Raw genomic sequence first — 25357 nt, 5'->3', positions numbered from 1 at the left:
CCTCCTGGTCTAGGCCGGGACGGGAACAGGGCGGGCGAGGGCCCGGGCGACCGCGGCGGCGACGTCCGCGCCGCGGGTGAGGACGGCGGCGACGTGGGCGTCCGGTCGCAGGACCCACACCTCGCCGGGACGGGCGCCCAGAGCCTCGCGCAGGACCGGGGTCGGGTCCAGGTCGGCCAGGCGGTGGACGGCCACCGGGAGGTCGCCGAGGCCGGCCAGGTCGGGCACGGGCGCGTCGTCGCCGAGCAGGACGGTGACGCCCTCGCGGGCCAGCTGCCGCAGCCGGACGACGTCGGTCCGGCCGGGCACGGTGACCGGGCAGTCGGGCACCAGCACGCCGGGGGCGGGCACCGGGACGTCGCCGCGGGCCGGGCGGCCGGGGAACGGGCGGGCCGGGTCGGGGGTGGTGAGCGGGGAGTCGACGTACCAGAAGGGCTCGGCCAGCCGGCCGGAGTCGACCTGGGCGCGCGCCGCCGGGTCGTCGGCGGCCCGCCCGAGGACGTCGAGCCGGTGGCGGGCGTCGGCCTCGGTGCCCGGCACCAGGAAGCGCATCGTCGCGGTGGTGACGTCGATGTTCTCCTGCGCCGCGGCGTGCCGTTCGTCGTGGTAGCTCTCCAGCAGCTCCTCCGGCGCCCAGCCGCGGCGGACGAAGGCGATCTTCCAGGCGGCGTTCTCCGCGTCCAGCACGCCGGAGTTCAGGCCGCGGGCACCGAACGGGCTGACCAGGTGCGCCGCGTCGCCGGCGACCAGCACCCGCCCGACGCGCATCCGGTCGACCAGCCGGGAGTGGAAGCGGTAGACCGACTTCCAGACGACCTCGTAGGGGCGGTCGCCGATCACCTGGCGGATGCGCCGGTCCAGGGCGCCCCCGGCCTCCTCGGCGGCGAGGTCGAAGTCCGGCGGCACCTGCCAGTCGATGCGGAAGGTCGAGTCCGGGCAGGGGTGGATGAGCACCTGGCGGCCGGGGTTCCACTCCGGGTCGAAGTAGAAGCGCCGCTCGGTCTCCCAGCCGGGCAGGTCGGTGCGGATGTCGCAGATGAGGAAGGAGTCGGCGAACGACTCGCCGGGGAAGGACAGCCCGAGCATCGAGCGGACGGCGTCGCTGCGCGGGCCGGGACAGGCGACGGCGTGCGAGCCGGTCAGCCGCACCTCGCCGTCGGCGGTCGCGCAGGTGACGGTCACGCCACCGGTCCCGTCGGCGGAGCCGTCCTGCTCGAGGCCGGTGACCCGGTGGCCCCAGCGGACGTCGACCAGCGGGGTGGCGGCGATGCGCTCGTCGAGCAGCGCCTCGGTCTCGCACTGCGAGACGTTGACGAACGGCGGGAACGGCGAGCGGCCGCGGTCGGCGAAGGTGAAGGAGAACAGCTCCCGGTCCCGGTGGAAGGTGCGGGCGGTGGTCCAGGTGACGCCGCGGCGGGCGACCTCCGCGCCGACGCCGACGGCGTCCCACACGTCGAGGACGTCGCGCTGCTGGCAGATGGCCTTGGAGCCGACCGGGTCGCGCTCGGCCCGCGCGTCGAGGACGACGACCGGCAGGCCCCAGCGGGCCAGCAGCAGCGCGGCGGTCTGGCCGACCGGGCCGGCGCCCAGGACCAGCACCGGCGTGTCGGGGGAGGTGGTCATCGCGGTGGTCCCGTCGGCTCAGCCCTGCAGCTGGTCCCACACGGCGCGGTCGCGCTCGGCGGTCCAGATGACCGGGCGCTCGATCCCGGAGAACTCGTCCCACAGCCGGGAGACGTCGAAGGGCAGGCAGTGCTCGAAGATCGGCCAGGAGCCGTACCGCGGAGCCAGCGCGGCGTGGGTGGCCTCGAAGGCCTGCTTGAGGGTGCCGCCGGCGCGGTGCACGTCGCCGACGGTGCGCTGCATGGTGAGCAGGAAGTCGCGGGTCTGCTCGATCGCGGCGTCGACCTCGTCGCGGCCGCGCGCGATCTGCCCGCGGCCGCCGACGAGCTGCCGGGCGCCGAGCGCCTTCACCCGGTCGAGGGTGCCGGCGGCCCAGTCGAGGTGGAACGCGTCGCCGGTGTAGAGCGCGGCCTGGGACTCGACCAGGTCACCGGCGAAGACGATCTCCTGCTTCGGCAGCCAGGCGACGATGTCGCCCTCGGTGTGGCCGCGGCCGAGGAACTCCAGCACCAGCTCGCCGCGGTCGCCGCCGAGCTCGACGGTCAGCCGGTCGCGGAAGGTCATGGTGGGCCAGGTCAGGCCGGGGATGGACTCGGGCTCCTCGAACAGCCGCGGCATCCGGCCGTACTCGCTCTCCCAGTCCTGCCGGCCGCGCTCGGCGATGAGGTCCCGGGTCTGCTCGGAGCTGACGATCACCTCGGCGTCGAAGGCGCTGGCGCCCAGCACCCGGACGGCGTGGTAGTGGCTGAGCACCAGGTACCGCACCGGCTTGTCGGTGTGCTCGCGCAGCCGGGCCAGCCAGCGGCGGGCGGCGACCGGGGTGGCCAGCGCCTCGAAGCAGACGAGGAAGTCCTCGCCCTCGATGGCGCCGAGGTTCGGGTCGCCCTCGGCGGTCAGCGCGTACACGCCGTCGGCGAGCACCTCGAGGGTCTGCTCCTTGACGCCGAGGTCGGCGGAGGAGGCGAAGGGCTTGGCGGCCATGGGCTGCTCCCGGTGCTCGCTATCCGAACGGCGCGTTCGTTTACTGGTGGGAGCGTAGGCGTGCGTGGTCCGGGACACAACCCCGTGGGCCGGTCCTCCAGGTCCGCGGTTCCCGGGCCCGCCCGGGACCGGCGGGTCAGCGCAGGGCGGCGGCGACCTGCGCGGCCGCGGCGGCCACGGTGCGACCCAGCCGGTCGGTGTCGGCGCCGTCGTCGACGTAGACCACGGCGATCGCGGCGCGGGCGCCACCGTCGGGACCGAGGACGGGCGCCGCGACGGAGCGCAGGCCGGGGACCACCTCGCCGTGCGAGCTCGCCCAGCCCAGCCGGCGGGCCTCGACGAGCTCGGCGCGGTCGCCGGGGGAGGGCGGCTGGGGCAGGAGCAGGGCCAGCCCCGGGGCGCCGCGGTCCACGGGGTGGCGGGTGCCGGGCCGGTAGGCCACGTGGGCGGCGGTGTCGTGCGGCTCCACGGTCACCACGGTCACCGCCTCGTCGCCGGCTCGGACGACGAGGAACGCCGTCATGCCCAGCTCGGCGGCGAGGGCGTCGAGGCGGGGGAGGGCGGCGGCCTGCAGGTCGGTGCGCACCCCGCGGGCGAGCGCGGCCATCCCGAGGCCCAGGCGGAAGCGGCCGGCGGTGTCGCGCTCGACGAGCTGGTGGTCCTCCAGGGTCCGCAGCAGGCGGTAGGCGATGGAGCGGTGCAGCCCGACGGCGGCGGCGACCTCGGCGACGGGCTGGGGCGCGGTCGCGGTGGCGAGGTGCTCGAGGATGCGCAGGCCCCGGTCGAGCGTCTGGGACTGGGGCGCGCTCGCGCCGTCGTCGGCCGCCATCCCCGGTGCCTCCTCCGTCGGGTCCGACCAGCGTACGGCCGCCGCCCCGGCCGGCCGGGGGCGCGGCCGGGGCGGTCCCCCGGGCGGGTCAGCCCCGGTCGGGACGGGGCCGGTAGGGCAGGCCGGGGTTGAAGACCTCGAGGGTGTAGGCGTCGAGGCGGCGCAGCCACGCGCGGGTGCGGGTGGCGAGCGGGGCGGGCCGGCGGGCGGTGGTGGCGGTGCTGTCCATGGCGTCTCCAGGAGGATCTCGATCGGGGACGTCGTCGTCCGGACGGGTCCCACGGTCCCCTCCCGCTGTTGCAGGGCGGTGTCACCACGCCCAACGGCGGGTGAACCGGGGCCGTGTCGTCGGCCACGTCCCGGGGGCGGGCGCAACTCCGGTGACAGGCCCGCGCTGCGGTGCTCCAATGGGCCGCGCACGGGGGAGTGCACCGAGTCTCGGAGGTCCTCCGGTGGACCCTGTCACCACGGCCGTGCGCCCGACCGCGGACCGTCGTCGCGAACTGCTGCCGGTCATGCGCGGGCTGCTGCTGGTGTTCAGCGTGCTGACCGCGCTCGGGTTCACCGCGCTGTTCGTCCTGTCGACGCGCACCGACGAGTCCTTCGCCTGGACGATCCAGCCGCCGGTGACCGCCGCGTTCCTCGGCGCGGGCTACGCGGCCGGCTTCACCCTCGTCGTGCTGTCGCTGCGCGACCCGGTGTGGGCGCACAGCCGGGTGCCGGTGCTCACCATCCTGGTGTTCACCCTGCTCACGCTGGTCGCCACGCTGGTGCACGCCGACCGCTTCCACTTCGCCGCGGAGTTCGCCGACTCGCCGGCCCTGGCGCGCGGCGCGGCGTGGTTCTGGACCGCCGTGTACGTGCTCATCCCGCTCGGGATCCTCGTCGCCCTCGTCTTCCAGGAGCGGGCGCCCGGCACCGACCCGCCGCGGCGGTTCCCCGTGCCGGCCGTGCTGCGGGCGGCCCTCGCCGTCGAGTCGGTCGTGCTGTTCGCCGTGGGCGCCGCGATCTCCGTCGCGCCGTCGAGTGCCGAGACGCTGTGGCCCTGGACGCTCACCCCGCTGACCGGCCGGGTGGTCGGCGCCTGGCTGGTCGCGTTCGGCCTCGCCACCGCCCTGGCCGCGCTGGCCGGGGACCTGGAGCGGATGCGCACCGCGGCGATCGCCTACGCCGTGTTCGGCGCGCTGGAGCTGCTGGTGGTGCTGCTGCACCGCGAGCACGTGGCGTGGGACCGGCCGGTGGCCTGGTGCTACGTCGCCGCCGCCGTCGCGATCCTGTTGACCGGGGCGGCCGGCTGGCGGCTGGCCCCGGTGCCCGGGCGCGCGGCGCACGCCCGCCACCGGCCCTGAGCCGGGGACGTCCCGCTCAGCGGGGATCCGGCACGGCGGGGGAGGACCGCAGCGCCACGGGGCGGCCGGACCGCTCGGCCTCCTCCAGGGTGCCGGTCAGCAGCTCCCGGCCCGGCGGCGACAGCGCGGTGACCGAGCGGGCGTCGACGACGTCGACCCGCACCGGCTCGCGGCCGTAGCAGCGCCAGAACGCCTCCACCGCGGCCGCGTCGACCTCCCCGGCGAGGACCAGCACCCGCCCGGCGGAGGTGTTGAGCAGGCGCACCACGCCCCGGCGCGTGACGGCGGAGACGGGCACGCCGCCAGTGTGCGCGCCCAGGGTCCCCGGCGCTGTCGCACCCGTCGGCGAGACTGCGCGGGTGGACCGGGTGCTGCTGCGCCGCGACGGCGCGGCGGTGACGGCCACCGCGTGCGGCGACGACGGCCCCCCCGGCGCGGTCACCCGGCTCGCGCCCGACGAGCTGCCCGGCTGGGTCGCCGCCCGCGAACGGGCGGCCCCGGTGCGCTGGGTGTGGGACGACACCACCCGCTGGTACCCGGCGCTGCTCGACGCCGGTGTGCGGGTGCAGCGCTGCACCGACCTGCGGCTGGCCGCCGCGGTGCTGCGCCGCTCCCCGCTGGCCGGTCCCGGGCCGGCGGCGGACCCGGGCTGGGCGGCGCTGCAGCCGGTGACCGCCGACGACCCGGCGCTGTTCGACCTGGCCGACCCCGCCGACGAGCTCGACCCCGTCGCCGAGCACCGCCGGCAGCAGGCCGTCGTCGCCGCGTCGGCCCACCCCGGCCGGCTCGGGCTGCTGCTCGCCGCGGAGTCCTCCGGGGCGCTCGCCGCCGCGGAGATGACCTGGGCCGGGCTGCCCTGGCGGGCCGACGAGCACGGCCGCCTGCTGACCGCGCTGCTCGGCGACCGGCCGCCGGCCGGGCTGCGCCCCCCGGTGCTCGAGCGGCTGGCCGGCGAGGTGCGCACCGCGCTGCGCGCCCCCGACCTCAACCCCGACTCGCCGGCCGCGCTGCTGCGCGCGCTGCAGACCGCCGGGCTGCCGGTCGAGGACACCCGCTCGTGGACGCTGGAGCGCCTCGAGCACCCGGTCGTGGCGCCGCTGCTGGAGTACAAGCGGCTGGCCCGGCTGCTGGCGGCCAACGGGTGGGCGTGGCTGGACACCTGGGTGCGCGACGGCCGGTTCCGCCCGGTGTTCCTCCCGGGCGGCGTGGTCACCGGCCGCTGGGCCTCCTCCGGCGGCGGCGCGCTGTCGGTGCCGGTGCAGGTGCGCCCGGCGGCGGTCGCCGACGAGGGGTGGCGGCTGGTCGTCGCCGACGTCGCCCAGCTCGAGCCCCGGGTGCTCGCCGGCATGAGCCGCGACGGCGCGCTCGCCGAGGCCGCGCGGGCCGCCGACCTCTACTCCGGCATGGTGGCCGCCGGGGTGGTGGCCACCCGGGCCGAGGCGAAGGTCGGCGTGCTCGGCGCCCTCTACGGCGGCACCCGCGGCGAGAGCGGGCGGGTGATGCCGCGCCTGGCCCGCCGCTACCCGCGCGCGATCGGCCTGGTCGAGGACGCCGCCCGGGCCGGCGAGCGCGGCGCGGTGGTGTCCACCCTGCTCGGCCGCGGCTCGCCGGTGCCCGGTGGCGCGTGGGCGCAGCGGGACGCCGACCTCGGCGAGGCCCCCGAGCCCGGCGGCCGCGACACCGACCGCGCCCGCCGCTCCTGGGGCCGGTTCACCCGCAACTTCGTCGTCCAGGGCACCGGCGCGGAGTGGGCCCTGTGCTGGCTGGCCGACCTGCGCAACCGGCTGTGGCGTCTCGGCGAGGGTCGGCTCGACCGGCGCCCGCACCTGGCCTTCTTCCTGCACGACGAGGTCGTCGTCCACACGCCGGTCTCCCTGGCCGACGAGGTCGCCGAGCAGGTGCGGCAGGCGGCCGCCTCGGCCGGGCGGCTGCTGTTCGGCGAGTTCCCGGTGGACTTCCCGCTCGACGTCGCCGTCGTGCGGTCCTGGGCCGACGCCGGATGACCTCCCTGTGGGCGGGCCGCGGGTCTACCGTCGTCGCGTGCTCCGCCGAGCCGCCGCCCTGGCGGCCGCGGTCGCGGTCCTCGGGGCGTGCACCTCGTCCACCGCGACCTCCGGGGAGGAGGCCGCGGCGACGGTGTCGTCCGGCCTGGAGGAGCAGATCGCCCGCAGCGAGGCGCTCGTCGACGAGGTGCTGACCGACGACGAGCCCGGGTGCTCCCTGGCGGTCGGGGTCGACGGCGAGGTCGTCTGGGCTGCGGCCCGGGGCGTCGCCGACGTGCGCACCGGCCGCCCGCTGACCCCGGAGACCACCTTCGACGTCGCCTCGGTGAGCAAGCAGTTCACCGCCACGGCCGTGCTCCTGCTGGAGCAGGACGGCGTCCTGACCCTCGGCGACCCGGTGTCCCGGTGGCTGCCGGGCCTGCCCGCCTGGGGGCAGGAGGTGACGCTCGACCAGCTCGTCCACCACACCAGCGGCATCCCGGACTACGTCGCCGACCTCGAGGCCGCCGGGTTCGCGATCACCGACGTGACCACGCAGGAGCAGGCGGTGCAGGCGATCGCCGCCCATCCGGAGCTGCCGGAGGCGGAGGGCTTCGCCTACTCGAACTCGAACTACGTGCTGCTGGCCGAGGTGGTCCGCGCGGCGTCCGGGCAGCCCCTCCCGGAGTTCCTCGCCGAGCGCGTGTTCGGGCCACTCGGCCTCGTCATGGCGGTCGACCCCACGGTCGCCGATCCCGACTCGCCCGACGACTCCTCGGCGCGCGGCCACGTCAAGGACACCGCCACCGGGCCGTGGCGGGTCGCCGGTTCGCGGTGGCAGCAGGTGGGCGACGGCACCGTGCGGGCGACGCCGTCGGAGCTGGTGCGCTGGGCCGACGAGTACCGCACCGGCCGGCTGGGCGGTGAGGAGCTGCTGGCCGCCCGGCTCGCCGACCCGGCGCCGGTCAGCGGCACCGGCGACTACGGCGCGGGCATCGGGCTCGCCCGAGGCGGCGCGCTCGAGCACGCGGGCGACTGGGCCGGCTCCCTCAGCATCATGCGGGTCTCGGCCGACCGGCACACGGCGGCGGCGGTCAGCTGCAACGGCGACGAGCCGGGCGTGACTGACTTCGCGCGCATCTGGCGGGTCCTGCCCGGCGTGTGGGCGGTCTGAGCCCGCATCGCGCAGGGGGATGTGGACGGCGCTGATCCGGTGGATGCTGTGACGCGAGTCACAGCGGATGCGCGGACGGGGGGCGGTGCGATGAGCGTGCTGCGCCGGGCCGTCCCCGCCCGGCGCGCCCTGTCGGCCACCGCCCGCGTCGCGGTCGCGGGCGTGCAGGTGGCGGCCACGCCCGCCCTCCTCACCGCCGGGCTGCTGGCCGGCACGTCGCGGGCCGCGGTGCGGACGGCGTCGGGGCTGACCTCGCGGGTGGCCGGGCGGCCGGTCGACCTCGCGCAGGCGGCCGTGTCCGGCGCCCGCTCGGTCGGCACGCTCGTGACCGGCGCCGATCCGCTGCCCACCGGGCGGGTCCGCGACCTCGCCGGGGTCGTCACGGGGGTGTTCGAGCCGGTGCACCGCCGCCGGACGCCGCGCGTGTGGGCCGACCGGGGGCTGGTGCAGGTCGAGGTCCCCGCGCCGTCCCCGGACGCCCCGCCCGAGGCCCGGCACGCACTGCGCCGGCAGCTCGAGCGCCTCGAGGGCGTGCAGTGGGCGACGGTCAACGACGTCCTGGGCCGGGTCCTGGTCGGCGTCGACCAGCGGCGGGTCGACGTGGAGGACGTCGTCGAGAGCGTGCGGTCGGTGCAGGCCGCCGGGCGCCGGCGCGGCGTCCTGCCCGAGCCGGCCGACCACCCCGCCGACCTCGAGCCGCTGCTGGCCGCGGCGGCCGCGGCGGCGGTCGACGCGCTCGGCGTCGCCGCCGCGCTCACCGGCCGGGCGCTGCCGGTCCCCGCGCTCAGCCGGCACGCCACGCTGGCGGTCACGCTGCTCGACAGCCAGGACTGGTTCACCGAGCTGCTCGTGCGGCGGATCGGCCGGTTCGGCGCCCGGCTGGCCCTCGAGGGGCTCTCGGCGGTGCTGCACTCGGCCACCCAGAGCCCCACGGTCCCCGCGATCAACGCGGCCGCCTCCGCCCTGCAGGTGCTGGAGGTGCGGGCCCGGCGCCAGGTGTGGCGGCGGCGCGAGCAGGAGCTGTGCCGCCCCGAGCCGGACGCCGCCGACCCCGACTCCGCCGACCCCGACCCCGACCCCGGCCCCGACCCCGACCCCGACCCCGCCGACGCCGGGCGGCGGCCGGTCCCCCTGGCGGCGGGTGCCGTCGGCCGCTACCAGTCCCGGCTGGGGCCGACGACGACCGCGCTCGCGCTGACCGTCCTGGCCCTCACCGGCCGGCCCGGCCGCTCCGCCGACCTGGTCAAGGCGCTCTCGCCGAAGGCCGCGCTGCAGGGCTCCGAGTCCTTCGCCGCGACGCTGGACCTGCTGCTGTGCCGCTCCGGCGTGCTGCCGCTCGACGGCGCCGCCTACCGCCGCCTCGACCGCGTCGACTGCGTCGTCGTCGACGGCGGCACGCTGTGCACCGGCCCGCCGGTCGTGCTGGAGGCGACCGCCGAGGCGGACGGGTGGGACGACGCCGCCGTCTGGACCGCCGCGTCCCGGCTGCTCGCCACCGACGCGGCCGCGGACGGCGGCGGGCGCGGCACCCGGCTGAGCGACCCGCGCGAGGCCCCGGACGCGCCGGGCGCGGTGCTGCGGACCGTGTACGACGGGCGCCGCCGGGTCGGCACCGTCCTGGTCGCCCCCGAGCTCGACCCGCACGCCGAGGCACTGCTGACCACCGCGGCCGCGACCGGCTCCCGCCTGGTGCTCACCCCCCACGCCGGTGCGCGGGAGGTCACCGGGCTCGCCGACGAGGTGGCGCCGGGGGACGAGTCGCTGCACGCCGTGGTGCGCCGCCTGCAGGCCGACGGCCGCGGCGTGCTGCTCGTCGCCGACGCCGGCACCGCCGCGCTGCTGGCCGCCGACGTCGCGGTGGCCCCCGTCCGGCCGGACCGGTCACCGGCCTGGGGCGCGGACCTGGTGACCGGGTCCGGTCTGGCCGACGCCTGCCGGGTGGTCCGGGCGGTGACCGACGCGCGGGCGGTGGCCCGCCGCTCGGTGCAGAGCGCGGTGACCGGCAACGTCCTGGGCGGCCTGCTGGCCGCCGTCGGGTCGGCCGGCCGCGGGCAGCGCCGGGCGACGACGCCGGGCAAGACGGCGACCGTGTGGGCGATGGCCGACGGCACCGTGACCGCCATCCGGGCCGCGCGCCGTCCACCGCCCGCGCCGTCGGTGCACACCCCGTGGCACGCCCTCGACCCCGACGACGTCCTGCGCCGGCTGGCGGAGCTGCCCCGGGCCGACGACGCGCCGCCCGGGCCGCTGGCGCGGGCGTGGCGGCGGGGGACCGGCGTGGCGGCCGTGCGCGTGCCGGTCCGGTTCGGGCGCACGGTCGCCGCGGAGCTCGCCGACCCGCTCACCCCCGTCCTCGGTGCCGGCGCCGGGGCCACCGCGGTCCTCGGCGACACCGTCGACGCGTTCCTGGTCGGCGGGGTCACCGTCGGCAACGCCCTGCTCGGGGCGGTCCAGCGGATGCGCGCCGAGACCGCCCTGGAGTCGCTGCTGCTGGAGCAGGACGCCTGCGTGCGCCGGGAGACCGACGGCGGGCCGGAGGAGGTCCCGGCGGGCGCGCTGCGGGTCGGCGACGTGGTCCTCGTGGCCTCCGGCGACGTCGTGACCGCCGACGCCCGCCTGCTCGAGAGCGAGGACCTCGAGGTCGACGAGTCCAGCCTGACCGGCGAGTCGCTGGCGGTGGCCAAGTCCGTCGCCGCGACGCCGGGCGCCGAGGTCCCCGACCGCCGCTGCGTGCTCTTCGACGGGACGACGGTGGTCGCCGGCAGCGGGCGCGCCGTCGTCGTCGCCGTCGGGTCGGCCACCCAGGCCGGGCGGGCCGCGCGGGCGGCCGGGGGCACGGCTCCGGCCGCGGGCGTCCAGGCCCGCCTCGCCGAGCTCACCCGGTCGGTGCTGCCGCTGACCCTGGCCGGCGGCGCCGCGGTCACCGCGCTGGGCGTGCTCTGGCGCCGGCCGTTGCGCGAGGCGGTCGGCGCGGGGGTCGCCGTCGCGGTCGCCGCCGTCCCCGAGGGCCTCCCGCTGGTCGCCACGGTGGCGCAGCAGGCCGCCGCCCGCCGGCTGTCGCGGCGCGGGGCCGTGGTGCGCAGCGCCCGCGTGCTCGAGGCGCTCGGGCGGGTGGACACCGTCTGCTTCGACAAGACCGGGACCCTCACGGAGAACCGGCTGCAGGTGGTGCGGCTGGTGCCGTTGGCCGGCGGTGGGGACGACGAGGAGGACCTGCTCCGCCTCGCCGCGGCCGGGGTGGGCACCGGCGACGCCGAGGCCCACGAGACCGACCGCGCCGTCGTGGCCGCCGCCGACGACCGCGGCGTGGCGTCCGACGGGGAGCCGGAGGCCTCGGTGCCCTTCGCCACCGGGCGCGGCTTCTCCGCCGCACTGCGCTCGGGCCGGCTGGTGGTCAAGGGCGCGCCGGAGGTCGTGCTCGGGCTGTGCACCGACGCGGGCGGTGCCGCGGACCGGGTGCGGGAGCTGGCCGGCGAGGGGCTGCGGGTGCTCGCCGTCGCCGACCGGGAGCTGGACGGGCAACCGGAGGACCTCGAGGCCGCGGCGACCGGGCTCACCCTGCGCGGCCTGGTGGGCCTGGCCGACACGGTGCGCGGCTCGTCGGCCGCGGCGGTCGAGCAGCTGGGTGCCGCGGGCATCCGGGTGCTGGTGGCCACCGGCGACCACCCCGAGACCGCGGCGGCGATCGCGGCGCAGGCCGGCGTGCCCGGCGCCGACCGGGTGGTCACCGGCGCGCGGCTGGCGCGGGCGTCGGAGGCGGAGCGGGCCCGCCTGGTGCAGGAGTCGGCGGTGTTCGCCCGGCTCACCCCCGAGCACAAGGTGCTGCTCGTCGGCGCGCTGCGCCGCGCCGGGGCCACGCTGGCGATGACCGGCGACGGGGTCAACGACGCCGCCGCGATCCGCCTGGCCGACGTCGGGGTCGGCGTGGCCGGCGCGGAGTCGCCCGCCGCCCGCAGCGCCGCCGACCTGGTGATCACCGACCTCGACCTGACCCGCCTGGTCGACGCGGTCGCCGAGGGGCGGGCGCTGTGGTCGCGGGTGCGCGACGCCGTCGCCGTCCTCGTCGGGGGCAACGCCGGCGAGGTCAGCTTCACCGTCCTGGGCACCGCGCTGGGCGGGCGCGCGCCGGTCGGCACCCGCCAGCTGCTGCTGGTCAACCTGCTCACCGACATGTTCCCGGCGCTGGCCGTCGCCGTCGCCCGCCCGCGGGCGGCCGCCGCGGGCGAGGACGACGGGCCGCTGGCCGGCCACCCGCTGGCGCCGGTGCTGCGCGCCGGCCCCCACCGCGGGTTCGACCGGGCGGTGCGGCGCCAGGTCGCCGTCCGCGGCGCGGCCACCGCCGCCGGCGCGACGGGCGCGTGGGCCACCGCGTGGCTCTCGCTGTCGCGCCGCCGGGCGAGCACCGCGGGGCTGGCCGCGCTCATCGCCACCCAGCTCGGCCAGACCGCCTGGGCCGGCCGCCGCAGCCCGCTGGTGCTCGCCACCGCGGCCGGCTCGCTGGCCGTGCTGGCCCTGGTGGTGCAGACGCCGGGGATCAGCCGCTTCTTCGGCTGCACGCCGCTGGACCCGCTGTCCTGGCTGGTCGTCCTCGCCTGGGCCGCCGCCGGCACCGCCGGTGCGGAGGTCGTCCCGGCGCTGCTGCGGCGCCGGCGCGCGGTCGGGAGCCGTCCGGCCACACCTCCCGTGCCGGCCGCCTGATCGCCCGCCCCACCGGCGACCCGTGCGCGGGTCCGCGGCACCGGTGCGCGCGGACCGCCGCCCTCCGGAGGGGTTGAGGACCGTGACCAGCGGGAACCGGAGGGAGGTGCCCCGGAGGACGGGTCCGGGCGCACCGCAGACGCCCCGCTGGGGCGGGCATCCGGGGGACGGCCCTCGCGGGCACAGCACGGGACGGAGCCAGGGACGTGACCTCGCTGGGGACCGGCCGGCAGACGCTGGGGGACCGCTACGAGCTGCAGGAGCTCATCGCCACCGGCGGCATGGGCCAGGTGTGGCGGGGGCGCGACCAGCTGCTGCAGCGGCCGGTCGCGGTCAAGGTGCTGCGCAGCGAGTACGCCGACGACCCCGTCTTCCTCGAGCGGTTCCGCTGCGAGGCGCGGCACGCGGCCGCGCTGAGCCACCCCAACATCGCCGCGGTCCTCGACTACGGCGAGTCCGACGACGCCGGCACCGGCGAGCACCTGGCCTACCTGGTGATGGAGCTCGTCGACGGCGCGCCGCTGTCCGAGCTGCTGGCCGTCGACGGGCCGCTGGAGCCCGACGCCGCGCTGTCGGTGCTCCGGCAGACCGCGGCGGCGCTGTCCGAGGCGCACCGCGCGGGCCTGGTGCACCGCGACGTCAAGCCGGCCAACATCCTCGTGCGGCCCGACGGGCGGGTGAAGCTCACCGACTTCGGCATCGCGTGGTCGGCGCAGAGCGTGCCGCTGACCGGCACCGGCCAGGTGATCGGCACGGCCCGCTACATGTCGCCGGAGCAGGCGGCCGGCGAGCGGGTCAGCCCCGCCAGCGACGTCTACGCCCTCGGCCTGGTCGGCTACGAGTCGCTGACCGGGCACGCGGCGTTCGACGGCACCAACCCCGTGACGGTGGCGCTCAAGCAGGTCCGCGAGGACCCGCAGCCCCTGCCCGACGACGTGCCGCCGCGCGTCCGCTCGCTCATCGGCGCCGCGCTGGTCAAGGACCCCGGCGAGCGGCTCCCCGACGCCGGTGCGTTCCTCACCGCCGTCGAGGAGACGATCGAGCAGGCCGCCCGGCCGGCGCCGCCCGCCCCGCCGGCGACCCGCGCCGTCGCGGCCGATCCCGTGGAGACGGCGGAGGTGCCGGCAGCTCCCGCGCCGGGCGGCGTGGCGGCCCGCCGGCGCACGCGCCTGCTCGTCCTGACCCCGGTGCTGGCGCTGCTGCTGGTGGGCCTGCTCGCGGTCCTCCTGTGGCCGGGCGGCTCGGGCGGCGACCCGGCCCCGGCGCAGGCCGCGGAGACCAGCGCCGGCGCGGGGGGCAGCGCGGCGGCGGCCACCGCGACCGTCCTGACGGCGAGCGACCACGTCGGCCGCCCCGCCGACGAGGTCGCCGCGGACCTCTCCGCGCTCGGGCTCACCGTCGAGCAGCGGACCGAGGAGACGACGGCCGTCGAACCCGGCACGGTCGCCGACCTGGACCCGGTGGGTGTCCCGCTGCAGCGCGGCGACGTCGTGACGCTCGTCGTCGCCACCGCACCCTCGGCGCCGGCCCCGGCGCCCGGTGGCGGCGCGCCGGCCGGGAGCGCGGGCGGGACGGCACCCGAGAGCGCGCTGTCCGGGCCGGCCCCCGCACCGGCGGCCACCGCACCCGCGGAGCCCGCGCCCGCAGAGCCCGCGCCGACGGACACGGCGCCGACCGACAGCGCACCGACGGACACCGCACCGACCGACGCCGCGCCCACGGACGCCGCGCCGACGGACACGGCGCCGACCGGCACGACACCGACCGACACCACGCCGACCGACACCACGCCGACGGACACGGCTCCGACCGGCTCCACGCCGACCGACACCGCGCCCACGGGCACCCCGCCCACCGACCCGACGACCACGGACCCGGAGCCGTCGGACCCGGAGCCGTCGGACCCTGCGCCGACGGACGCGGCCACGTCGGAGCCGTCGGCACCCGCGTCGTCCCCGCCGTCGTCCGCGGGGTCGGCGACGTCGTCGGCACCGGCCGGCGCCCCTCCGGCCCCCGACACCGGCGCGGCCGGCTGAGCGGCGGCGGTTAGGGTCCTCCGCCATGCCGACCAGCTCACCCGGGGACGCGACGGCGGGGACGATCGAGGCGCTGGGCCTGCCCACCCGGGCGGTCACCGCGCTGACCCGCGCCGGCATCACCGACGTCGCCGCGCTCGCCGCCCTCACCCGCCGCGAGCTCGCCGCCGTCCCCGGCCTCGGCGCGGGACTGGTCACCGCGATCCGCCGGGTCGTGCCCGAGCCGCCCACCACCCTGCCCCGCGCCGCGACGCCTGCGCGCGACGACCGGCTCGCGCCGCCGGCCGACGACGACGGCGGCCCCGACTCCCCGGCCATCCCCTCCTTCGCCTCGCTGCGCGACCCGCGCCGCCGCACCGCGCTGGACCTGCTGGTGCCCGAGTCCGGCACCCCCGACGCCGAGGCCTGGAGCGAGCCCGCGCCCGACCCCGGGCCGCCGGCCGGGCGTCCCCCGGCACCGCCGGGGGCCGCCGGCCGCGGTCCAGCCGCCGCGCCCCGCCCGGCCGAGTACGCCGACCTGCTGCGGCTGGGCGCGCGGCTGGCACGCGTCGCGGTCACCGTGCCCGGCCGGGTCGCGCTGTGGTCGGTCCGCACCCAGGTCGACTGGCTGCGCCGGCTGCTCGGCAGCTGAGCCGGGCCGGGCGCGGCGCCGGCGACACGCCGGGCGGGGACGCGACGCTCGTCACGCTCGCCCGGGCCGAGATTGTCACGGAGCGGTAACGGCCACTACCGTGGCCGCCGTCCGACCGGTCGTCGCGTCCCCGTCCGGGGAGTCCGGACGGATGCCGCCGAGTCGCCCTCCGGGGCGAGCCGGGGACCCACCGCACCACTGGGGTGAATCCCGCACGCCGGACGCCGTCCGGCCGCGGGTAGGGCTGCTTCCCGCCCGAACCCGTCAGCTGACCCGGTAGGCGGCCATCGGGAGAAACGGAGAGCCGCCGGATGGCGCGCTTCTGCAGCACGACCGCACCACCCCGCCGGCTCCGCCGCACCCGGGTGCGCTCCCGCATCTGACCGCGCCCGGCCGTCCCCGACGCCGCACCGCGCCCGTCCGGGCCTCCCGGACGGCGTACGCCGGTGCGCCCGCGTCGCGCGCGACGGCCGTGCCGCCTCCTGCCCGCACCCCACCACGGCGCCGCCCCGGCCGCGCCGTGCCTCCCCCTGGAGCACCCCCACCGCATGGACGCCCGCACCACCGGCACGGACGCCGCCACCGCCGAGATCCGCCGTTCGCCCGACACCCCCGACGGCCCCGCGCGCCGCCGCCCGCCCGTCCGCCGGCCCGCCCTGCTGCTGGGCGTGGCGGCCGCCGGCGCACTGCTGGCCAACGTGCTCGTCGCCCCCGACCCGGCCGCCGAGGCGCAGGCCGGGACGTCGGAGACGGTGACCGTCGCCCAGGCGCTGGGCCTGCCCGCGCGCACCGGCCCGGCCGCCGAGGCACCGCCGGTGCAGCCGGAGGACCTGCAGCCGCTGGAGGCCCTCGCGGCCAGCCGCGGCAGCCGCGAGGCCGCCGAGACCGCCGCCGCGCAGGCGCAGGCCGGCGCCGACCAGGCCGTGCTCGACGCCCAGGCCGCCGAGGCCGCGGCGCGGGCCGCCGCGGAGGCGCAGGCGGCGGCGGAGGCCCAGGCGGCCGCCGAGGCGCAGGCCGCCGCCGAGGCGGCGCAGGCGCAGGCCGCCGCGGAGGCCGAGCAGGCCGCCTCGGCCGACCAGGGGTCCGCCGAGGCCGCCCCGGCGGCGGCGTCCTCCTCGTCGTCCTCGGCCACCGGCACCACGGCGTCGCGGGTCGCCCGGATCACCAACACCTCCGGCCCCGTGCGCGCGGTGGTGCAGGCCGCCGCCGACGCCGTGGTCAGCAACGTCCCCGGCGCCGCCTCGATCACCCTCGGCGGCACCCGCGCCAGCGCGACCGACCCCGGTGGGCACCCCTCGGGCCTGGCGCTGGACTACATGGTCATGAGCGACACGGCCCTCGGTGACGCGATCGTGCAGTACCACATCGCGCACTGGGACGAGCTCGGCGTCGACTACCTGATCTACGAGCAGAAGATGCTCTCCTCGCCCGGCGGCTCGTGGTCGCAGATGGAGGACCGGGGCAGCGCCACGGCCAACCACTACGACCACGTGCACGTCAACTACACCGGCTGAGGGATCCCGCCCAGCCACCGCACCGGGTCCTCGAGCACCGCGTCGAGGGCGCGCAGCGCCGCGCCGGTCGCCCCCGCGGCCGGCGTGGTGCCGCCCGCCGCCACCTCCGGCCGGCGCCACCGGGCCGAGAGCACCCGCCGGGCCAGGTGCTCCTCCAGCCGCGGGCGCAGCAGGCCGGTGAGCTCGGCGAGGTGCCCGCCCAGGACGACCGTGGGGATGTCGAGCACGTTGACCACCCCGGCCAGCGCGACGCCGAGCGCCCACGCCGCACTGTCCAGGGCGCGGCGGGCACCGGGGTCGCCGGCCTCGGCCCGGGACCGCAGCTCGGCGGGGCCGGCGTCGGCGGGCACCCCGGCGGCGGCCAGCAGCGCCAGCCGGCCGGCGTAGCGCTCCAGGCACCCCGTCGACCCGCACGGGCAGTCCGGCCCGGCCGGGTCGACGCAGACGTGGCCGATCTCGCCGGCCCAGCCGGAGCTGCCGGTCATCACGCGGCCGGCCAGCACCGCGGCGCCGCCGATGCCGATCTGCCCCGACAGGTAGACGAAGTCGCGGTGCGCCCCCGGGCGGCCCGGCGCGTCCTCCGCCACGCTGCGCGCGGCCAGGTCGGCCTCGTTGCCCAGCACCGGCACCGGCGCGCCGGGGAGGAGGTCGGCGAGCACCTCGGCGGGGCGCACCCGCGACCAGCCCAGGTTGGGCGCGCGCAGCAGCAGGCCCCGCCCGGCGTCGACCAGGCCCGGCAGCGCCAGTCCCGTCCCCACCACCCGGACGCCGTCGGGCAGCGCGGCGAGGACCTCGGCGCCCAGCCGGCCGAGCAGGGCCAGCGTGGTCCCCGGGTCGCTGCCGCGCAGGTCCTCCTCGTGCAGCCGCTCGGCCACCGTCCGCCCGCGCAGGTCCAGCACCCGCACGGCGACCAGCCCGGCGTCGACCTGCATGCCCAGCCCCGCCGGCCGGGAGCCCGGAGCGAGCGGGGTGGCCGGGCGGCCGCGGCGCGCGGCGGGCCCGCGCTCCACCTCGTCGAGCAGGCCGCCGGCGACCAGGTCGTCGACCAGGCGGGACGCCGTGCCGCGAGCGGTGCCCAGCGCCGCCGCGACGCCGGCCCGGGACAGCTCGCCGGGGTCGGCGCACACCGCGCGCAGCACCAGCGCCAGGTTGGTCGCCCGCAGCGTCGACTGCCGGGCGCCGGTCGTCGCGCGGCCGTCGTCCACGGGTTGAGGTTATCGGCCCGGATCGTTTATGTTCTACCGCAGCACAAAAGCGGTGGCCCGCGTCACCCGGACGAGCGCCCCGGTGCCCGGCGGAAGGATCCCCATGCCCCTGCAGCCCACCCGTGAGGACAGGTTCAGCTTCGGTCTGTGGACCGTCGGCTGGCCGGCGCGCGACCCCTTCGGCGACGCGACCCGCCCCGCGATCGACCCGGTCGAGTCCGTCGAGAAGCTCGCCGAGCTCGGCGCCTACGGCGTCACCTTCCACGACGACGACCTGATCCCCTTCGGCAGCGACGACAGCCAGCGCACCAAGACCATCGAGCGGTTCAAGCAGACGCTGGCCGACACCGGCCTGGTCGTCCCGATGGTCACCACCAACCTGTTCACCCACCCGGTGTTCAAGGAGGGCGCGCTCACCGCCAACGACCGCGGCGTCCGCCGGTACGCGCTGCGCAAGGTCATGCGCAACATGGACCTCGCCGCCGAGCTCGGCGCCTCCACCTACGTGCTGTGGGGCGGCCGCGAGGGCACCGAGGTCGACGGCGCCAAGGACCTCAAGGCCGCGCTCGACCGCTACCGCGAGGGCATCGACACCCTGGCCCAGTACTCCGAGGACCGCGGCTACGGCCTGCGCTTCGCGCTGGAGCCCAAGCCCAACGAGCCGCGCGGCGACATCTTCCTGCCGACCATCGGCCACGCCATCGCCTTCATCCACAGCCTCGAGCACGCCGACCTGGTGGGTGTGAACCCCGAGGTCGGGCACGAGCAGATGGCCGGGCTCAACTACACGCACGGCATCGCCCAGGCGCTGTGGCAGGACAAGCTCTTCCACATCGACCTCAACGGTCAGAAGGGCCCGCGCTACGACCAGGACTTCGTCTTCGGCCACGGCGACCTGCTGAGCGCCTTCGCCACCGTCGACCTCCTGGAGAACGGCTTCCCGTCCGGCGGTCCGCGCTACGAGGGTCCGCGCCACTTCGACTACAAGCCGCTGCGCACCGAGGACCTGCGGGGCGTGTGGGAGTCGGCCGAGGCGAACATGCGCAGCTACCTGCTGCTCAAGGAGCGCGCGCAGGCCTTCCGCGCCGACCCGGAGGTGCAGGAGGCCCTCGCCGACGCCGCCGTGCCGGAGCTGGCGCAGCCGACCCTCGGCGAGGGCGAGTCGTTCGACCAGCTGCTCGCCGACCGCTCGGCGTTCGAGGACTTCGACGCCGACGCCGCCGGTGCCCGCCGGGGTGGCCAGGTGCGCCTGTCCCAGCTCGCCGTCGAGCACCTGCTCGGCGCCCGCTGATGTCGCTGGTCGCGGGGGTCGACACCTCGACCCAGGCCTGCAAGGTCGTCGTCCGGGACGCGGCGTCCGGTGCCCTCGTGCGCGAGGGCCGGGCGCCGCACCCGGAGGGCACCGAGGTGCCCCCCGCGGCCTGGGCGGCCGCCCTGGAGCAGGCGGTGGCGCAGGCCGGCGGGCTCGACGACGTCGCCGCCGTCGCCGTCGGCGGGCAGCAGCACGGCATGGTCTGCCTCGACGAGGACGGCCGGGTCGTGCGCGACGCCCTGCTCTGGAACGACACCCGCTCCGCCGCCGCCGCCGCCGACCTCACCCGCGAGCTCGGCGGCCCGCAGGCCTGGGCCGACGCCGTCGGGCTGGTGCCGGTGGCGTCGTTCACCGTCACCAAGCTGCGCTGGCTGGCCGAGCACGAGCCGGAGCACGCCGCGCGCACCGCCGCGGTCTGCCTGCCGCACGACTGGCTGACCTGGGTGCTGGCCGGGACGCCGGGCCTCGACGCCCTCGTCACCGACCGCGGCGACGCCAGCGGCACCGGGTACTGGTCGGCGGCCACCGGCGAGTACCGCCCCGACCTGCTCGAGCGCGCGTTCGGGCGCAGCCCGGCCGTCCCGCGGGTCCTCGGCCCGGCCGAGCCGGCCGGCCGGTCCGCCACCGGCGCCGTCCTCGGCCCGGGCACGGGGGACAACGCCGCCGCGGCGCTCGGCCTGGCCGCCGAGCCCGGCGACGTCGTCTGCTCGGTGGGCACGTCCGGCGTCGTGTCGATCGTGTCCGACACCCCCGCCGCCGACGCCAGCGGCGCGGTCGCCGGGTTCGCCGACGCCACCGGCCGCTTCCTCCCGCTGGTCGCCACGCTCAACGCCGCGCGGGTCCTCGACGCCACCGCCCGGCTGCTCGGCGTCGACCACGAGGAGCTGTCCCGGCTGGCGCTGTCGGCGCCGCCCGGCGCCGGCGGCCTGGTGCTCGTCCCGTACCTGGAGGGGGAGCGGACCCCGGACCGGCCGGACTCCACCGGCGCGCTGCACGGGCTGACGCTGGCCACCTCGACCCCGGCGCACCTCGCGCGCGCCGCGGTCGAGGGGCTGCTGTGCGGGCTGGCCGACGGGCTCGACGCCGTCCGCGCCACCGGCGCGCAGGTGCGGCGGGTGCTGCTCGTCGGCGGCGGCGCCCGGTCGGCGGCGGTGCGGGCGATCGCCCCGGCCGTGCTGGGCGTGCCGGTGCTGGTGCCGCCGCCGGGGGAGTACGTGGCCGACGGCGCCGCCCGGCAGGCCGCCTGGGTGCTGTCCGGGGGCGCCGAGCCGCCGGCGTGGGCGCGGCCGGGCACCGAGGTGCACGAGGCCGACCCCACCCCGGTCGTCCGCGAGCGGTACGCCGAGGTGCGCGACCTGACCGCCCGCCGCACCTGAGCGCACCCGGACCCGCCGGTCCCGCCCCGGCGGGCCTGGGGGAGGCTGGCTCCCCGTGACGACGAGGACGCGGGGGGACCGCCGGTGAGCGAGGCGTTCCTCCCCGAGGGCCTCACCGGGGGGCTGCTCGCCCTCGTCCTGCTCGCCGCGCTCACGGCCGGCTGGGTGGACGCCGTCGTCGGCGGGGGCGGGCTGGTCCAGCTGCCGGCGCTGCTGCTGGTCCCGGGACTGTCCCCGGTGCAGGCGCTGGCCACCAACAAGCTGGGGTCGGTGTTCGGCACCACCACCAGCGCGATCACCTACCAGCGGCGGGTCCACCCCGACCTGCGCACCGCGCTGCCGATGGCCGCGGTCGCCCTGGTGGGCTCGTTCTGCGGGGCGTCGGTGGCGGCGCTGCTGCCGGCGGAGGTGTTCAAGCCGGTCATCGTGGTCGCGCTGGTCGGCATCGCGCTGTTCACCGCGTTCCGCCCGTCGCTGGGCGAGGTGACGGCGCTGCGGCACACCGGCCGCGGGCACCACGGCACGGCGCTGGCCGTCGGGGCGGTCATCGGCTTCTACGACGGCGTCCTGGGGCCCGGCACCGGCTCGTTCCTCGTCTTCGCGCTGGTCTCGCTGCTCGGCTACGACTTCCTCAACGCCAGCGCCAAGGCCAAGATCGTCAACGTCGCCACCAACCTCGGGGCGCTGGCCTTCTTCGTGCCGCACGGGTCGGTGGTCTGGGGCCTGGGCCTGGCGCTGGGGGCGGCCAACACCCTCGGCGGCTACGTCGGCTCGCGGACGGCGACCAGCCGCGGCACCGGCTTCATCCGCGTCGTCTTCCTGGTGGTGGTCACCGCGCTGATCGTGCGGCTGGGCTGGGACGTCTGGACGGAGAACGTCCGCGGCTGAGGCCGATGGACCCTGGTGCCGACGGCGCTGGCGCGCGAGCCTGGGGCGCCGGTCGCGGTGTCCGGCGGAGCAGGGGGACCCGGGCCGGGGAGGCCGGCGGCAGCCCATGGAGCACGTCGACGAGCGGACACAGGACCCGGCCGAGGCGATCCGTCCCGGCACGAGGCGCCTGCTGGTGGCCTTCCTGGTGCTCACCCTCCTCGCGGTCAACCAGCTGTTCGTGCTCGCCGACGTGGCCGACCGGTTCTGGGCCTGGACCATCGCGACCGAGCCGACCGCCGCGTTCCTCGGCGCCGCCTACGGCGCCGGCGCGGTGCTGTCGGTGCTGTCGCTGCGCGAGGACCGCTGGAGCCGGATCCGCGTCCCGGTGCTCACCGTCACCGTCTTCACGGTCGTCACCTGCGTGGCCACGCTCGTGCACACCCACCGCCTGCACCTGCTGACCGGCGGGCCGGTGGCCCGGGTGGCGGCCTGGGTGTGGCTGGCGGTCTACCTCGTCATCCCGGCGCTGTGCGTGGCGGTGGTGCTCGCCCAGGAGGTCCGCCGCCGCGGGCGGCCGCCGGTGCGGGCACCGATGCCGGGCTGGCTGGCGGGGCTGCTGGCCGTCGAGGGGGCGGGCATGCTCGCGGCGGGCGGGGTCCTCTTCGCCGGCGGGCTGTTCGTGCACCACCACGTGGAGACCGTCACGTCCTTCTGGCCGTGGGAGATCACCCCGCTGAGCTCCCAGGTGATCGGCGCCTGGATGATCGCCCTCGGCGTGGCCGCGGCGCTGGTCATCCGGGAGCGGGACCTGGGCCGGCTGTTCGTCGCGGGGGTCACCTACACCGTCTTCGGGGTCCTCGAGCTCGTGGCGCTGGTCTGGTACCTGCCCGAGATGGACACCGGCGACTGGTGGGTGTGGGCCTACGGCGTCTTCCTCGTCGCCGTCGTCGCCACCGGTGCCGTCGGCGCCCTGGCCGCCCGGGTCGCCCGGCGCGGCGAGCCCGGCACGGCGCGGACGCCGGCGGCGGCCGGCTGACCGGGGTCCCCGCCCGATGCGGGGACCCCGGCCGGCTCAGGTGCCCCGCAGCTCCCGGCGCAGGATCTTGCCGGTCACCGTCTTGGGCAGCTCGTCGAGCAGCTCGACGCTGCGCGGGTACTTGTAGGCGGCCATCCGCTCCCGGCAGTGCGCGATCAGCTCCTCCGGGGTGGCACTCGCCCCCGGCCTGAGGCTGACGTAGGCCTTCACCGTCTCCCCGCGCTTCTCGTCGGGGACGCCGACGACCGCCGACTCCCGGACGGCGGGGTGCTCGGCCAGGACGTCCTCGACCTCGCGCGGCCACACCTTGTAGCCCGACGCGTTGATCATGTCCTTCTTGCGGTCGACGATGAACACCCAGCCCTGCGGGTCCATGAACCCGACGTCGCCGCTCTTCAGCGCCCCACCAGGGAGGCCCGCCGCCGTCTCCTCGGGCTTGCCCCAGTAGCCGGCCACCACCTGCGGGCCCTCGGCGACGATCTCGCCCACCTCGCCCAGCGGCAGGTCCTGCCCGTCGTCGCCCTGGATCCGGACGACCGTGTTGGGCGCCGGCACCCCGACCGACAGCGCGCCCGAGGTCGGGTCCACCGGCGACGGCGACCCGAAGGGCGTGACCGTCATCGGCGACGTCGTCTCGGTGAGGCCGTAGGCGTTGTGCACCTGCTTGCCGGTGGCCTCGGAGAAGCCGCGCTCGGCGGCCGGGGAGATCGCCGCACCGCCGGAGTAGATCGAGGTGAAGGAGTCGAAGTGCTCCTTGCTGAACCCGGGGGCGTTGAGCAGCGCGCTGAACGCGGTGATGGCGCCGATGGTGAACGCCGGCCGGTGCTCGAGGAACGCGTCGAGCACCACCTGCGGCTCGAACCGGTAGGCGAGCACCAGCGGCGCCGGCACCAGCATGGTCACCGCGACGTGCCCGATCAGGCCGGTGATGTGGAACAGCGGCGCGATGCCGAACACCGGCCCGTCCCGCCCGGCGTGCACCCAGTCCCGGTACACCTGAGCGGTGAACACGACGTTGCGGTGGGTGTTCATCGCGCCCTTGGGCACGCCCGTCGTCCCCGACGTGTAGGTGAGGAACGCGACGTCGTCGGGCCCGAGCGTCACCGGCGGCGGCGTCTGCCCCCGGTGGGCCCCGATGAACTCCAGCAGGTCGGTGGTGCCCTCGTGCCGCTGCCGCGTGACGCCGGCGAACAGCCGCTCGTCGTCGCGCGTCTGCAGGTCCAGCCCGCTGGTGGTGAGCACCAGCCGCACGTCGGTGTCCGGGACGACCTCGCGGGCCACCTCGTCGTAGAGGGTGTCCAGGCTGAGCAGCACCGTTGCTCCGGAGTCGGCGAGCAGGTAGGACAGCTCCCGCTTCCGGCTCATCGGGTTGATCGACACCATGACGCCCCCGGCCTTCCAGGTGGCGACCATGGCCATGACGAACTGCGGCACGTTCTGCAGGTAGACCGCCAGCCGGTCGCCGCGGGAGAACCCGTTGGCCAGCAGGCCGGCGGCCAGCGCGTCGGTCATCTCGTCGAGGTCGCGGCGGACGACGGTGCCGTCGAAGTAGCGCAGCGCGTCGCCGTCGGGGTCGCGCCGCACGCCGGCCCGGAACATCGACAGCGCGTCGGGGAACTCGATCTCGTAGTCGGCCGGCTGGTCGCCGTAGAGGGCCAGCCAGGGCCGCTCGTCGTAGGCGCTCACGACGGGCTCACTTGATCACGACGGGGTTGACCGGGGAGCCGCTGCCCTGGTGGACCTTCAGCGGCGCGGCGACGTAGAGGCCCTCGTACTGGCCGTCCTCGGCGGAGTCGGCGGCCAGCGCCTCGAGGTCGGCGATCTCGGTGAGGGTGACCCCGAGGTTGCGCATGAGCGCGTTGTGCAGCACCAGCGCGACGCCGTTGTTCGGGTCGGTGGTGACCTCGTTGGCGATGGTGTCGGTGACCAGGTTCGGGATCTCCATGTCCTGGAACCACTGCACCAGCTCGGGGCTGTAGACCAGGCCCGGCTCGTTGAAGCCCTCGTAGAAGGCCTCGCCCTGCTCGAAGAACAGCTGCAGGAAGTTCGTCCGGATGACCAGGACGTCCCGCTTCCGGATCTCCACGCCCTGCTGCTCGGCGCAGGCGAGCAGGTCCTCGTGGGTGAACGTCTCGCCCTTGTCGAGGGTCGGCTTCCCGCGGAAGCGGGCCATGTCCAGCAGCACCCCGCGGCCGACGACGCCGCGCTGGGCGATCGGCTCGACGCTGGCCTTGTCCAGCCCGCCGACGGTGGTGCGGGCGTCGTAGCCGTTCCAGATCTTCCCGCCGTACCAGACGTGGCCGAGGCCGTCGTACTGCGTGGAGCCCTGCAGGAACGCGTTGATCTTGTCGTCGGCGTAGTGCAGGCCGCCCGGGTACTGCGGCGCGTCGGGGGAGTCCCAGGTGGACTCGTCGAGGATCTGGGTGCGCTCGGCGGGGGAGCGGCCGGGCCACACCGGGTCGCCCTTGGGGTCGCCGATGAGTCGCTGCAGGGTGAAGACCTTGCCCTGGCGGACCAGGCCGACGGCGGCGAGCACCTGCTCGGGCCCGAGGTAGTTCAGCGCGCCGACCTCGTCGTCGTCGCCCCACTTCCCCCAGTTGGACGGGGAGTCGGCGAGGAGGTCCTCGAGCGAGGGGACGGCGGTGGTCTCGGGTTCTGCGGTCACTGCTGACCTCCGGGGAATGCGGACGGGAAGGTCCCCGACCCTGCCCCGCTGTGGTGCAGAACACAACCGGCGGGCA

19 protein-coding genes and 1 riboswitch are annotated in these 25357 nt (G+C 77.5%); of the genes, 11 read left to right on the top strand and 8 right to left on the bottom strand.

Annotation, left to right across the window (positions count from 1 at the left end; genetic code table 11):
- Positions 1-9 precede the first annotated feature (9 nt).
- The 4 genes from ACI8AD_RS01175 to ACI8AD_RS01160 all read right to left on the bottom strand — a co-directional run bounded on the left by ACI8AD_RS01175 (position 10) and on the right by ACI8AD_RS01160 (position 3662).
- Positions 10-1623 carry an FAD-dependent monooxygenase gene (locus tag ACI8AD_RS01175; RefSeq protein WP_456868727.1) on the bottom strand — a complete coding sequence of 538 codons (1614 nt, stop codon included), beginning with the start codon at positions 1621-1623 and terminating at the stop codon, positions 10-12.
- Positions 1624-1641: 18 nt separating this feature from the next.
- Positions 1642-2604 (bottom strand): MBL fold metallo-hydrolase, encoded by a 963-nt coding sequence (locus ACI8AD_RS01170; RefSeq protein ID WP_456868726.1) that lies wholly within the window; start codon positions 2602-2604, stop codon positions 1642-1644.
- A 136-nt stretch (positions 2605-2740) separates the two neighbouring features.
- Entirely contained in the window at positions 2741-3433 is a 693-nt protein-coding gene (locus ACI8AD_RS01165; RefSeq protein ID WP_456868725.1) for an IclR family transcriptional regulator, read from the bottom strand.
- Positions 3434-3521: 88 nt separating this feature from the next.
- On the bottom strand, positions 3522-3662 hold the full coding sequence (locus ACI8AD_RS01160; RefSeq protein WP_456868724.1) for a hypothetical protein: 141 nt from the start codon (positions 3660-3662) through the stop codon (positions 3522-3524).
- A gap of 244 nt (positions 3663-3906) precedes the next feature.
- Here ACI8AD_RS01160 and ACI8AD_RS01155 point away from each other — a divergent pair, with 244 nt between their 5' ends.
- Positions 3907-4782 (top strand): hypothetical protein, encoded by an 876-nt coding sequence (locus ACI8AD_RS01155; RefSeq protein ID WP_456868723.1) that lies wholly within the window; start codon positions 3907-3909, stop codon positions 4780-4782.
- A 16-nt stretch (positions 4783-4798) separates the two neighbouring features.
- Here ACI8AD_RS01155 and ACI8AD_RS01150 read toward each other — a convergent pair whose 3' ends face one another.
- Positions 4799-5080: a hypothetical protein gene (locus ACI8AD_RS01150; RefSeq protein WP_456868722.1), complete on the bottom strand. Its 282-nt coding sequence runs from the start codon at positions 5078-5080 to the stop codon at positions 4799-4801.
- 61 nt (positions 5081-5141) lie between these two features.
- On the opposite strand from ACI8AD_RS01150, the gene ACI8AD_RS01145 reads away from it, so the two are divergent.
- The 6 genes from ACI8AD_RS01145 (at position 5142) to ACI8AD_RS01120 (ending at position 16817) form a co-directional block, all read left to right on the top strand.
- The gene (locus ACI8AD_RS01145) at positions 5142-6785 is read left to right on the top strand and encodes a bifunctional 3'-5' exonuclease/DNA polymerase (protein ID WP_456868721.1); all 1644 of its coding nucleotides are present in this window, start codon (positions 5142-5144) and stop codon (positions 6783-6785) included.
- 37 nt (positions 6786-6822) lie between these two features.
- Positions 6823-7938: a serine hydrolase domain-containing protein gene (locus ACI8AD_RS01140; protein ID WP_456868720.1), complete on the top strand. Its 1116-nt coding sequence runs from the start codon at positions 6823-6825 to the stop codon at positions 7936-7938.
- Between the two features lie 90 nt (positions 7939-8028).
- Positions 8029-12636 carry an HAD-IC family P-type ATPase gene (locus ACI8AD_RS01135; RefSeq protein WP_456868719.1) on the top strand — a complete coding sequence of 1536 codons (4608 nt, stop codon included), beginning with the start codon at positions 8029-8031 and terminating at the stop codon, positions 12634-12636.
- A gap of 206 nt (positions 12637-12842) precedes the next feature.
- Entirely contained in the window at positions 12843-14672 is a 1830-nt protein-coding gene (locus ACI8AD_RS01130; protein WP_456868718.1) for a serine/threonine protein kinase, read from the top strand.
- 25 nt (positions 14673-14697) lie between these two features.
- Positions 14698-15303 carry a DNA-directed RNA polymerase subunit alpha C-terminal domain-containing protein gene (locus ACI8AD_RS01125; protein ID WP_456868717.1) on the top strand — a complete coding sequence of 202 codons (606 nt, stop codon included), beginning with the start codon at positions 14698-14700 and terminating at the stop codon, positions 15301-15303.
- 145 nt (positions 15304-15448) lie between these two features.
- Positions 15449-15602: riboswitch (cyclic di-AMP (ydaO/yuaA leader) on the top strand.
- 249 nt (positions 15603-15851) lie between these two features.
- Positions 15852-16817, top strand: coding sequence for a hypothetical protein (locus ACI8AD_RS01120; RefSeq protein ID WP_456868716.1), 966 nt, complete (start codon positions 15852-15854; stop codon positions 16815-16817).
- On the opposite strand, the gene ACI8AD_RS01115 is transcribed toward ACI8AD_RS01120, so the two are convergent.
- The gene (locus tag ACI8AD_RS01115) at positions 16805-18022 is read right to left on the bottom strand and encodes an ROK family transcriptional regulator (protein WP_456868715.1); all 1218 of its coding nucleotides are present in this window, start codon (positions 18020-18022) and stop codon (positions 16805-16807) included. The genes ACI8AD_RS01120 and ACI8AD_RS01115 overlap by 13 nt on opposite strands.
- A 103-nt stretch (positions 18023-18125) precedes the next feature.
- Between ACI8AD_RS01115 and xylA the strand changes: the two genes are divergently transcribed.
- The 4 genes from xylA (at position 18126) to ACI8AD_RS01095 (ending at position 22616) form a co-directional block, all read left to right on the top strand.
- Positions 18126-19313 carry a xylose isomerase gene (gene xylA, locus ACI8AD_RS01110; protein WP_456868714.1) on the top strand — a complete coding sequence of 396 codons (1188 nt, stop codon included), beginning with the start codon at positions 18126-18128 and terminating at the stop codon, positions 19311-19313.
- A complete protein-coding gene (xylB, locus tag ACI8AD_RS01105) occupies positions 19313-20710 on the top strand; it encodes a xylulokinase (protein ID WP_456868713.1) in 1398 nt (465 codons plus the stop codon). The genes xylA and xylB overlap by 1 nt, the downstream gene beginning before the upstream one ends.
- Positions 20711-20794: 84 nt before the next feature.
- Positions 20795-21598 (top strand): sulfite exporter TauE/SafE family protein, encoded by an 804-nt coding sequence (locus ACI8AD_RS01100; protein WP_456868712.1) that lies wholly within the window; start codon positions 20795-20797, stop codon positions 21596-21598.
- Between the two features lie 106 nt (positions 21599-21704).
- Positions 21705-22616, top strand: a complete 912-nt coding sequence (locus ACI8AD_RS01095) for a hypothetical protein (protein WP_456868711.1) — start codon at positions 21705-21707, stop codon at positions 22614-22616.
- A gap of 36 nt (positions 22617-22652) precedes the next feature.
- Here ACI8AD_RS01095 and ACI8AD_RS01090 read toward each other — a convergent pair whose 3' ends face one another.
- Together ACI8AD_RS01090 and ACI8AD_RS01085 are read right to left on the bottom strand one after the other, a co-directional pair.
- A complete protein-coding gene (locus ACI8AD_RS01090) occupies positions 22653-24302 on the bottom strand; it encodes an AMP-binding protein (protein WP_456868710.1) in 1650 nt (549 codons plus the stop codon).
- A gap of 7 nt (positions 24303-24309) precedes the next feature.
- A complete protein-coding gene (locus ACI8AD_RS01085; protein WP_456868706.1) occupies positions 24310-25281 on the bottom strand; it encodes a cyclase family protein in 972 nt (323 codons plus the stop codon).
- Between the last annotated feature and the right edge of the window lie 76 nt (positions 25282-25357).

It is taken from the genome of Geodermatophilus sp. SYSU D00766 (assembly GCF_054049915.1).
Note: the sequence above shows the minus strand (reverse complement) of the source record. Positions and strands in the feature narration are given on the sequence as shown.

Excerpts from the sequence above, each read along its gene's own strand:
- ACI8AD_RS01175 (WP_456868727.1), bottom strand. The coding sequence starts at position 1,623 with ATGACCACCTCCCCCGACACGCCGGTGCTGGTCCTGGGCGCCGGCCCG.
- ACI8AD_RS01170 (WP_456868726.1), bottom strand. The coding sequence starts at position 2,604 with ATGGCCGCCAAGCCCTTCGCCTCCTCCGCCGACCTCGGCGTCAAGGAG.
- ACI8AD_RS01165 (WP_456868725.1), bottom strand. The coding sequence starts at position 3,433 with ATGGCGGCCGACGACGGCGCGAGCGCGCCCCAGTCCCAGACGCTCGAC.
- ACI8AD_RS01160 (WP_456868724.1), bottom strand. The coding sequence starts at position 3,662 with ATGGACAGCACCGCCACCACCGCCCGCCGGCCCGCCCCGCTCGCCACC.
- ACI8AD_RS01135 (WP_456868719.1), top strand. The coding sequence starts at position 8,029 with ATGAGCGTGCTGCGCCGGGCCGTCCCCGCCCGGCGCGCCCTGTCGGCC.
- ACI8AD_RS01125 (WP_456868717.1), top strand. The coding sequence starts at position 14,698 with ATGCCGACCAGCTCACCCGGGGACGCGACGGCGGGGACGATCGAGGCG.
- ACI8AD_RS01120 (WP_456868716.1), top strand. The coding sequence starts at position 15,852 with ATGGACGCCCGCACCACCGGCACGGACGCCGCCACCGCCGAGATCCGC.
- xylA (WP_456868714.1), top strand. The coding sequence starts at position 18,126 with ATGCCCCTGCAGCCCACCCGTGAGGACAGGTTCAGCTTCGGTCTGTGG.
- xylB (WP_456868713.1), top strand. The coding sequence starts at position 19,313 with ATGTCGCTGGTCGCGGGGGTCGACACCTCGACCCAGGCCTGCAAGGTC.
- ACI8AD_RS01095 (WP_456868711.1), top strand. The coding sequence starts at position 21,705 with ATGGAGCACGTCGACGAGCGGACACAGGACCCGGCCGAGGCGATCCGT.